The sequence below is a fragment of the Cellulomonas sp. P4_B5_2 genome (assembly GCF_056402235.1).
In genome coordinates, this window is sequence record NZ_JBFUHU010000222.1 from 1 (window position 1) to 4,413 (window position 4,413).

8 protein-coding genes are annotated in these 4,413 nt (G+C 73.4%); 4 read left to right on the plus strand and 4 right to left on the minus strand.

Translation table 11 applies throughout. The features are described from left to right. Positions 1-27 precede the first annotated feature (27 nt). Entirely contained in the window at positions 28-162 is a 135-nt protein-coding gene (locus tag AC1DUQ_RS15395; protein WP_477059528.1) for a hypothetical protein, read from the minus strand. Between the two features lie 159 nt (positions 163-321). Between AC1DUQ_RS15395 and AC1DUQ_RS15400 the strand changes: the two genes are divergently transcribed. After that, positions 322-717, plus strand: a complete 396-nt coding sequence (locus tag AC1DUQ_RS15400) for an SRPBCC family protein (RefSeq protein ID WP_477059527.1) — start codon at positions 322-324, stop codon at positions 715-717. Here the strand turns inward: AC1DUQ_RS15400 and AC1DUQ_RS15405 are convergent. After that, positions 714-1,094 (minus strand): hypothetical protein, encoded by a 381-nt coding sequence (locus AC1DUQ_RS15405; RefSeq protein WP_477059526.1) that lies wholly within the window; start codon positions 1,092-1,094, stop codon positions 714-716. The genes AC1DUQ_RS15400 and AC1DUQ_RS15405 overlap by 4 nt on opposite strands. 140 nt (positions 1,095-1,234) lie before the next feature. Here AC1DUQ_RS15405 and AC1DUQ_RS15410 point away from each other — a divergent pair, with 140 nt between their 5' ends. Next, positions 1,235-1,801 (plus strand): RBBP9/YdeN family alpha/beta hydrolase, encoded by a 567-nt coding sequence (locus tag AC1DUQ_RS15410; protein WP_477059525.1) that lies wholly within the window; start codon positions 1,235-1,237, stop codon positions 1,799-1,801. Here the strand turns inward: AC1DUQ_RS15410 and AC1DUQ_RS15415 are convergent. Beyond that, positions 1,761-2,162 (minus strand): RidA family protein, encoded by a 402-nt coding sequence (locus AC1DUQ_RS15415; protein ID WP_477059524.1) that lies wholly within the window; start codon positions 2,160-2,162, stop codon positions 1,761-1,763. The genes AC1DUQ_RS15410 and AC1DUQ_RS15415 overlap by 41 nt on opposite strands. A gap of 84 nt (positions 2,163-2,246) precedes the next feature. Between AC1DUQ_RS15415 and AC1DUQ_RS15420 the strand changes: the two genes are divergently transcribed. Continuing rightward, positions 2,247-2,888 (plus strand): glyoxalase, encoded by a 642-nt coding sequence (locus tag AC1DUQ_RS15420; RefSeq protein ID WP_477059523.1) that lies wholly within the window; start codon positions 2,247-2,249, stop codon positions 2,886-2,888. Here AC1DUQ_RS15420 and AC1DUQ_RS15425 read toward each other — a convergent pair. Continuing rightward, positions 2,867-3,466: a dihydrofolate reductase family protein gene (locus tag AC1DUQ_RS15425; RefSeq protein ID WP_477059522.1), complete on the minus strand. Its 600-nt coding sequence runs from the start codon at positions 3,464-3,466 to the stop codon at positions 2,867-2,869. The genes AC1DUQ_RS15420 and AC1DUQ_RS15425 overlap by 22 nt on opposite strands. An 80-nt stretch (positions 3,467-3,546) precedes the next feature. Here AC1DUQ_RS15425 and AC1DUQ_RS15430 point away from each other — a divergent pair, with 80 nt between their 5' ends. Next, a complete protein-coding gene (locus AC1DUQ_RS15430) occupies positions 3,547-4,356 on the plus strand; it encodes a hypothetical protein (RefSeq protein ID WP_477059521.1) in 810 nt (269 codons plus the stop codon). The last annotated feature ends 57 nt before the right edge of the window (positions 4,357-4,413 follow it).

Here is a 4,413-nt window from a genome sequence, read left to right on the forward strand (position 1 = left end):
GCCCGGAGGGGGGCGCCCTCGGCCGGGTCAGTGCGCGCCCACGAGGACGGCGGCCCCCGAGGCGAAGAACGCGGTGGAGTAGCCGTCGGTGAACGCGACGAGCCGCCCCGCCCCGCTGCCGAGCGAGTCGGCGACGGTGTTCGCGTAGAGGACCGTGAACACGGCGATGCCGATGGAGCCGCCGATGTGGAACGTCGAGCTAGTCCCGGACCGCGGTGCTCGTGAGCATCCGCGACCGCCCCGGACGGGGTCGCCGGGCAGAGCGCCAGGATGCTTCCGGAGCTCCGCGCGAGTGTCGGAGGGTCGTGCAACGCTCGTCACATGACGACCGAGTCGCGGCACCTGAGCGTGCACATCGACCGGCCGGTGGCGGAGGTCTACGCCTTCGTCTCCGACCCGGTGAACCTGCCCCGGTGGGCTCCCGGGCTGGGCACCTCGGTGGTCCACGAGGACGGCCGCTGGTTCGTCGAGACGTCGCAGGGGCGGGTGCCGGTCACGTTCGCCCCGCAGAACGAGCTCGGTGTGCTCGACCACGTCGTGGTGACGCCGTCCGGCGAGACGGTCTATGTGCCGCTGCGCGCGATCGCCGACGGCGACGGGTGCGAGGTGGTGTTCACGCTGCGCCGGGCGCCGGGGATGACCGACGCCGAGCTGGAGCGTGACGCGGCCCTCGTCAAGGGCGACCTGGCACTCCTGAAGAGCATCCTGGAGCGCTAGCCGAGCACGTCGATCGTCGAGCGGTCGCCCTCGAACGGCTGCAGGGTGTCCGGGGCGGGGAACGCGAGGACGTGGCGGGTCACCTCGACGTCCACCGAGCCGAAGTCGTCCGTCTGCACCACGACTCGGTCGGGTGTCACCTCGACGATCCGGACGCGTGCGCGGGTGCCGTCCGGCAGGTCGAGCTGCCACAGGTCCGAGAGCCAGTGCAGGCCGCGCTCCTCCAGGGCCTCCTCGGCCTCCAGCCACTCGACGGGGCCGGTGAGCTCGCGCCCGAGGACGTCCAGCGCGACGAAGGAGTCACCGTCCGGGCGGATCCAGCCGAGGCGCTCGCGGTCGCCGGGGCGCACGTGCTCGATCCAGTCCTCGCTCAGCATCGGGCGATGGTACTGCTCGACCGAGCGCGTCGAGATGCTGCCGCGTTCCGTCAGGATCCCGACAGCCGCTCCGCTGGAGCCACCTCGTCCCGGGCGCCGGCCCTACGATCCGGAACCCCCGAACGGAACGAGGTCAGCGCATGAGCGAGCCCACCGTGGTGTTCGTCGCCGGGATCGGCAACTCCGACCCGGACCACTGGCAGCGCCTCTGGCACGCCCGGCTGCCCGGCAGCGTGTGGGTGGAGCACCGCTCCTGGGACGACCCGGTCCGCGATGAGTGGGTGCGGGACCTCGAGGAGACCATCTACAGGGTCGACGGGCCCGCGTTCCTGGTCGCGCACAGTCTGGGCTGCACGCTCGTCCTGCAGTGGGCCGCGGAGCACGTCGGCGACGGCGTGGTCGGGGCGCTCCTCGTCGCGCCACCGGACGTGCACGGCCCGGTCTTCCCCGTGCGCGCCGTCGGCTTCGACCGATGGGCCCCCGCACGACTGCCGTTCGGCACCGTCGTGGTCGTGGCGGATGACGACCCCTACGGCTCGCCGGAGCACGCGGCGGCGATCGCCGGAGCGGTCGGCGGGGACCTGGTGAACGTGGGGTCCGGCGGGCACCTCAACGCGAGTTCCGGGCTGGGCGACTGGCCTACCGGGTGGGCGGTTCTCGAGCGACTCAGGTCGGCAGAACGGCTGCGATCGCGCTCACCTCGATGAGCGCTCCGGGCACGCCGAGCCCGGCGACGCGCGCGGCGGTGACGAGCGGTGGCTTGTCGGAGCCAGCGAGCCGCGGGGCGATCGCGCCGTAGGCGGCGCCGAGGTCGGCGTCCTCGGCGATGAGCACCGTCCACTGCACGACGTCGGCGAGCGATGCTCCGGCGGCCTCGAGCGCAGTGCTCACGTTGTCGATGGTGCGGACGGACTGCTCGGCGACGTCGTCCGAGACGACCGCACCGGTGTCGTCGACGCCGTTCTGGCCGCCGACGTAGATGGTCGTCGCGCCCGCGGGCACGACGGCGACATGGCTGAATGCCGGGCTCACCACGAGACCGGCCGGTTGCAGGCGGGTGATCTCCATGCCGTCCACCGTGGCACGGACCTCTGACACACGGAGCAGGATCCGAGAAGCACCGGGCGGGCACTCGTTCGTAGCGTCGTCACCATGGCAACCATCGACTCCGTCCTCATCGGTGCGGCCGACCCGTCGGCCGCCGAACGCTTCTACACCGCGGCCTTCGGTCCGCACGTCCCCGTGCACGTCACGGCATCGCAGGAGCCGACCGCGGGCTTCCGCGGGTTCACCCTGTCGCTCACGGTCGCGCAGCCGGCTGACGTGCGAGCTCTCGTCGATGCCGCTCTCGACGCCGGCGCCGTGACGCTCAAGCCGGTGACCAAGTCCTTCTGGGGCGTGGGCGGCGTCGTCCAGGCTCCCGACGGCACGATCTGGAAGGTCGCGACGTCGGCGAAGAAGGACACCGGCCGGGCGACGCGGGAGGTGGACCAGGTGGTGCTCCTGCTGGGCGTCGACGACGTGGCCGTGACCAAGCGGTTCTACGTCGAGCGCGGGCTGACCGTGGCGAAGAGCTTCGGCCGCAAGTACGTCGAGTTCGCGAAGGGCGCCGGCCGGGTCACGCTCGGGCTCTACGGGCGTCGCGCGCTGGCCAAGGACGCCGGTGTCGACCCCGAGGGCTCCGGCGCGCACCGGCTCGCGATCGTCGGTGACGTCGGGTCGTTCGCGGACCCGGACGGGTTCGCGTGGGCGACGGCGTCGGTCGGGGCCGATCAGGGCCGCAGCACGTCGTAGAACAGGTGCGCCGCGTTCCGGGTGATCACGGTCGCGGACTCGTCGAGCCGCAGGGACTGGTGCGTCCCGGCGAACAGCGGGGCGCCCGCGCCGAGCAGGAGCGGAGCCACGTGCAGGTGCAGCCGGTCGACCACGCCCTCGCGCAGGGCGGACCCGCCGAGCTCACCGCCGCCCATGATGAACACGTCCTTGTCCCCGGCGGCGACCGCTGCCTGATCGAGCGCGTCCCTCAGGCCCGAGGTCACGATCGTCATCCGGTCGGTGAGCCGGACGTGGTCCGGCGCGTGGTGGGTGACCACGAAGCACGGTGGCGGCTCGTCGCCCTGGTCCGCGCCGTAGTGACGCTCGTCGTTCCACCCGCCGGGGCCGTCGACCACGTCGAAGGTGTGCCGCCCCATGACCACCGCGCCGGTCGCGGCGGTCAGCGTGGCGAGCACCCGCACGTCGTCGGGCGTCCGGTCGCCGATCGCCCACTCGTGCAGGGGCAGCCCGTCGTCGCCGAGCCCGTTGTCCGGACCCGCGTTCGGTCCGGTGACGAAGCCGTCGAGCGAGATCGTGATGTCGAGGATCACCGCCATGGCAGACCACGATGCCACCGGCTGCGGGTATCTGCGCCTCCTCGCGGGGGTCCTTCGGGAGTGACCGCCTGGAGGCCCCCATGTCCCGACTCGTCCTCGACCGCCCCGTCGACGCGCGCCACGCCGCCGCCCTCCTGGCCCGCGGCCTGCCCGTGGCGCACGGTTTCGGCACCATCTACGCCCTGACCTCCCGAGGCGGCGGCGTCCGTCGGCTCAACGCGCTCAAGGGTCGACCGCTGGGCCAGACCGGCAGCGTGACCGCGCCGACGGGACACGTGCTGGACGCGTTCGACCTCGCGGCGCTGCCGGTCGGCGTGTCCCGCGAGCTGGTACGAGACGTGGTCGACGCGTTCGGCGCGCTGGGCCCGTTCGGGTTCCGTGCACCGGCCGCGGGCCACGTGCCGCCGGAGCTGACCGCCGACGACGCCGGTGTCGTGACCACGCAGGTGATCGTGCCGGGGGACGCCTGCCCGTCGCAGAGGTTCCTCGCGGCCGCGGCGCGCGCCGTGGGCGACGAGCCGCTCGCGATCTCGTCGGCGAACCGGTCGCGTCACGTCACGGGCGGCCACGACGCCCCCGTGCACTGGCGCGCCGACGGACTGCGAGAGGAGCTGGGCGCCGCCGACCTGGTGGTCCTCGAGCACGCCGACGAGGCGGCGGCCCGAGCCCGCTTCCCGCGGCACACCCCGGTGTCGACGACGATCCTCGGGCTGCACCGTGCCGAACGCGCGCACGGTCGGGTGCACCTGGTCCTCGAACGGCACGGCTCCCTGCACGCYGATGACGTCGCCCGCGTGCTGCACTCCCTCGGCCTCGGGCTGACGCTCGGCGAGCGGGCCGCCACCCGCCTGGAGCCCCGCGTCTACTCCGCGCTGGAGCCCGTCGCCTGACGCGTCAGCGGCTGCGAGGTGGCCGAGCCCCCGTGCGCACGCCGCTCGGCCGGGGCG

What these genes read in the sequence shown, in the direction of transcription:
- AC1DUQ_RS15425 (WP_477059522.1), bottom strand. Translation starts at nt 3,466, where the DNA reads ATGGCGGTGATCCTCGACATCACGATCTCGCTCGACGGCTTCGTCACC.
- AC1DUQ_RS15400 (WP_477059527.1), top strand. Translation starts at nt 322, where the DNA reads ATGACGACCGAGTCGCGGCACCTGAGCGTGCACATCGACCGGCCGGTG.
- AC1DUQ_RS15415 (WP_477059524.1), bottom strand. Translation starts at nt 2,162, where the DNA reads ATGGAGATCACCCGCCTGCAACCGGCCGGTCTCGTGGTGAGCCCGGCA.
- AC1DUQ_RS15410 (WP_477059525.1), top strand. Translation starts at nt 1,235, where the DNA reads ATGAGCGAGCCCACCGTGGTGTTCGTCGCCGGGATCGGCAACTCCGAC.
- AC1DUQ_RS15405 (WP_477059526.1), bottom strand. Translation starts at nt 1,094, where the DNA reads ATGCTGAGCGAGGACTGGATCGAGCACGTGCGCCCCGGCGACCGCGAG.
- AC1DUQ_RS15420 (WP_477059523.1), top strand. Translation starts at nt 2,247, where the DNA reads ATGGCAACCATCGACTCCGTCCTCATCGGTGCGGCCGACCCGTCGGCC.